The following is a 4,458-nucleotide window of genomic DNA, read 5'->3' as shown; positions in this document are numbered from 1 at the left end:
CCGCGAGCGCGGTGGGCATGCCGGCGACGACGACCGGCGAGGCGGCCGGGCCGTTCTCGGGGGTGTGCTCGCCCGCCGGGCGGCCGGTGCGCCAGGTGCGGCCGTCCTCGGCGCGCAGCTCGACGGAGGGCAGGTCCGGGTGGCCGGCGAACCGGCGGGTGAGGTAGTCCAGCAGCCGGTCGGTGAAGTCGCCGGGCAGGTCGTGCACGGCGTAGCCGGCGCCCAGGTCGACGTGGTGCAGCTCGATCTCCACCCGGCGCCGGAACGGCAGGGCGGCGGCGAGGTCGGTGACGCCGTTCCGCAGCTCGACCCGCTGCTGCCAGGCGTCGGCGTCGAGCGCGTCGAAGGCCGCGGCGAGCCGTTCGGCAGACGTGCGCAGGTCGTCGAGCTGCACGTCGAGCGGCCGGCCGGCCCCGGCCTCGATGTCGGCCTCCCTGCTCTGCGCGTCGGGGTACATGGGGCGGCCCTCGACCACGTTCACCAGTGCGTCGGCGTTCCGGGCCAGGTGGGCCAGCACATGCCCGCGGGTCCAGCCCGGCAGCAGCGAGGGCGCGGCGAGCAACGCGCCGGGCTCCTCCTGCGCCGGTCCGCCGGCGGGTCCGTCCCAGGCGGTGACCGCGGCCAGCAGCCGGTCGGTCGATTCCTGCAGTGCCGCGGTGTCGTGCTGGGGAGAAGTCATGATCCAACGCTATCGCTGCCACACGTTCGGGTGAAGGTGGACGATCTCGACCGTAATTCGAATGTGCGTGCTATAGGCTCATGGAAACAACATCGCGACGACACTTGCCGCGCGTGCCCCATACCCTGGTTCGGGGGCGGTGCTCTCAATCTTCTCAGCCTTCAGCCTTCTCAGCCTTCTCAGCGTTTTCAGCGTTCAGCGTTCTCCGATGTCCGTCCCCCACACCTCACATGAAAGGTGCCGACCGGCGTGACCGACCGTCTCACCGTCCGTGGCGCTCGCGAGCACAACCTCAAGAACGTCTCGCTCGACCTCCCCCGCGACTCGCTCATCGTCTTCACCGGGCTCTCCGGATCGGGCAAGTCCTCGCTCGCCTTCGACACGATCTTCGCGGAGGGCCAGCGCCGCTACGTCGAGTCGCTCTCCTCGTACGCGCGGCAGTTCCTCGGCCAGATGGACAAGCCCGACGTCGACTTCATCGAGGGCCTCTCCCCCGCGGTGTCCATCGACCAGAAGTCGACCTCCCGCAATCCGCGCTCCACGGTCGGCACCATCACCGAGGTCTACGACTACCTCCGGCTGCTCTTCGCCCGCATCGGTGACCCGCACTGCCCCGAGTGCGGGCAGTCCATCACCCGGCAGTCCCCGCAGGCCATCGTCGACAAGGTGCTCGACCTGGAGGAGGGCAGCCGCTTCCAGGTGCTCTCCCCGCTGGTGCGCGAGCGCAAGGGCGAGTTCGTGGACCTCTTCTCCGACCTGCAGTCCAAGGGGTACAGCCGCGCCCGGGTGGACGGCGCCACGATCCAGCTGTCGGACCCGCCGAAGCTGAAGAAGCAGGAGAAGCACACCATCGAGGTGGTCGTCGACCGCCTGACGGTCAAGGAGGGCGCCAAGCGGCGGCTCACCGACTCGGTGGAGACCGCACTCGGCCTCTCCGGCGGCACGGTCGTGCTCGACTTCGTCGACCTCCCCGAGGACGACCCGCAGCGCGAGCGCATGTACTCCGAGCACCTCTACTGCCCCACCGACGACCTCTCCTTCGAGGAGCTGGAGCCGCGCTCCTTCTCGTTCAACTCCCCCTTCGGCGCCTGCCCGGAGTGCACCGGCATCGGCACCCGGATGGAGGTGGACGCCGAGCTGATCGTGCCCGACGAGGACAAGTCCCTCGACGAGGGCGCCATCCACCCCTGGTCGCACGGCCACAACCGGGAGTACTTCGGCCGGCTCATCACCGCGCTCGCCGACGCGCTCGGCTTCCGCACGGACATCCCCTGGGCCGGGTTGCCGCAGCGGGCGAGGAAGGCGCTGCTCCACGGCCACCGCACGCAGATCGCGGTCCGCTACCGCAACCGCTACGGCCGGGAGCGCTCCTACACCACGGCCTTCGAGGGCGCGGTGCCGTTCGTGCGCCGCCGGCACTCCGAGGCGGAGACGGACTCCAGCCGGGAGCGCTTCGAGGGCTACATGCGCGAGGTGCACTGCCCGGCCTGCGAGGGCACACGGCTCAAGCCACTGGTGCTCGCCGTGACGGTGCAGGGCAGGTCGATCGCGGACATCGCCGCGATGTCGATCAGCGAGTGCGCGGACTTCCTCCGGGACATGAAGCTGAACGCGCGGCAGAAGACGATCGCCGAGCGGGTGCTCAAGGAGGTCAACGAGCGGCTGAGGTTCCTCGTCGACGTCGGCCTGGACTACCTCTCGCTCAACCGGGCCGCGGGCACGCTCTCCGGCGGCGAGGCGCAGCGCATCCGGCTCGCCACCCAGATCGGTTCCGGCCTGGTGGGTGTGCTCTACGTGCTCGACGAACCGTCCATCGGGCTGCACCAGCGGGACAACCACCGGCTGATCGAAACCCTGGTCCGGCTCCGGGACCTCGGCAACACCCTCATCGTCGTCGAGCACGACGAGGACACCATCAACGCCTCGGACTGGGTGGTCGACATCGGCCCCGGCGCCGGCGAGCACGGCGGTGAGGTGGTGCACAGCGGCTCGCTCAAGGAACTGCTCGTCAACGACGAGTCCGTCACCGGCCAGTACCTCTCCGGCAAGCGGCAGATCCCCACACCCGACACCCGCCGCCCGGTGGATCCGGCACGCAAGCTGACGGTGCACGGCGCCCGGGAGCACAACCTGCAGAACATCGACGTCGAGTTCCCGCTCGGTGTGCTGACGGCCGTGACGGGCGTCTCCGGTTCGGGCAAGTCGACGCTGGTGAACGACATCCTGTACACGCACCTGGCCCGGGAGCTCAACGGAGCCAAGTCGGTGCCCGGCCGGCACACCCGGGTGACCGGTGACGACCTCGTCGACAAGGTCGTGCACGTCGACCAGTCGCCCATCGGCCGCACCCCGCGGTCCAACCCGGCCACCTACACCGGCGTCTTCGACCACGTGCGGCGCCTCTTCGCCGAGACGATGGAGGCGAAGGTCCGCGGCTACCTGCCGGGCCGCTTCTCGTTCAACGTCAAGGGCGGCCGCTGCGAGAACTGCTCCGGCGACGGCACGATCAAGATCGAGATGAACTTCCTGCCGGACGTCTACGTCCCGTGCGAGGTCTGCCACGGGGCGCGCTACAACCGGGAGACGCTCGAGGTCCACTACAAGGGCAAGTCCATCGCCGAGGTGCTCGACATGCCCATCGAGCAGGCGATGGACTTCTTCGAGGCGGTCCCGGCCATCTCCCGGCACCTGCGCACGCTCAACGACGTGGGTCTGGGGTACGTCCGGCTCGGGCAGTCCGCCCCGACGCTCTCCGGTGGTGAGGCACAGCGGGTGAAGCTGGCCTCCGAGTTGCAGAAGCGCTCCACCGGCCGCACGGTCTACGTTCTCGACGAGCCGACCACGGGTCTGCACTTCGAGGACATCCGGAAGCTGATCAGGGTGCTGGACGGCCTGGTGGACAAGGGCAACACCGTCATCGTGATCGAGCACAACCTCGACGTCATCAAGACGGCGGACTGGCTGGTCGACATGGGCCCGGAGGGCGGTTCCGGCGGCGGGCTGGTGCTCGCCGAGGGCACTCCCGAGCAGGTGGCCGCCGTACCGACGAGCCACACGGGTAAGTTCCTGCGCGAGGTGCTCGGCAGCCGGGTCAGTGACGCCCCACCGGCCGCCAAGGCGGCCAGGAAGGCGCCCGCGAAGAAGGCCGCCGCGACGAGGGCCACCACAAAGAAGGCAGCGGCGAAGAAGGCCCCTGTGAAGAAGGCGGCTGCTGCCAAGAAGTAGGCAGGTCGTAGGCTTGCCCACCGTGACAGCGAACGATCAGCGCCCCAGCCGCCGCGCCGCCCTGAGCGGTGCGGCGGCGGTCGGCGCCAGTGCTCTCGGCCTCAGTGCCTGCTCCCCGTCGGACGGCCGCGCCAAGGGGCCGGCCACTCCGACGGCGCCGGTGCCGCTCGGTGACAGCTCCGAGGTTCCGGTCGGCGGCGCCCGCCTCTACCGGGAGGACAAGGTCGTGGTGGCCCAGCCCTCACCGGGCACCTTCACGGCGTTCAGCGCGGTGTGCACACACGGGGGCTGTGTGCTGAGCGGCCTGGAGAAGCTGACAGCGGACTGCGCCTGCCACGGCAGCCGGTTCGACGCCGCCACCGGCGAAGTGCTCCAGGGCCCGGCGACGGTGCCGCTCGTCAAGGTGCCGGTGCGCACGGACGGCAGCCGGCTGATCGTCGGCCCGGAGAGCTGACTCCGCCCCGCACCCCCTGGGTGGCTCCGCGACGGGGTCACCGGCCGGCCAGGGCCGGTCGGCAACGTGCCGCGCCCGCCCGAGCCGTCCCCGGAGGCGC

The 4,458-nt window shown here is 70.4% G+C and carries 3 protein-coding genes; 2 read left to right on the top strand and 1 reads right to left on the bottom strand.

What is annotated here, in order from left to right; all coding sequences use genetic code 11:
• Positions 1-679 (bottom strand): maleylpyruvate isomerase family mycothiol-dependent enzyme (locus tag ACYVE9_RS16915; protein ID WP_461028698.1); only part of this gene is annotated, 679 nt, incomplete at its 3' end.
• A gap of 249 nt (positions 680-928) precedes the next feature.
• Between ACYVE9_RS16915 and uvrA the strand changes: the two genes are divergently transcribed.
• A complete protein-coding gene (gene uvrA / locus ACYVE9_RS16910) occupies positions 929-3,904 on the top strand; it encodes an excinuclease ABC subunit UvrA (protein ID WP_461028697.1) in 2,976 nt (991 codons plus the stop codon).
• A gap of 22 nt (positions 3,905-3,926) precedes the next feature.
• Positions 3,927-4,358, top strand: coding sequence for a Rieske (2Fe-2S) protein (locus tag ACYVE9_RS16905; protein ID WP_461028696.1), 432 nt, complete (start codon positions 3,927-3,929; stop codon positions 4,356-4,358).
• Positions 4,359-4,458: the final 100 nt, after the last annotated feature.

The sequence above is a fragment of the Streptomyces sparsus genome, from assembly GCF_054776295.1.
The sequence above is the reverse complement of the archived record's forward strand: the minus strand, read 5'-3'. Positions and strand labels throughout refer to the sequence as shown.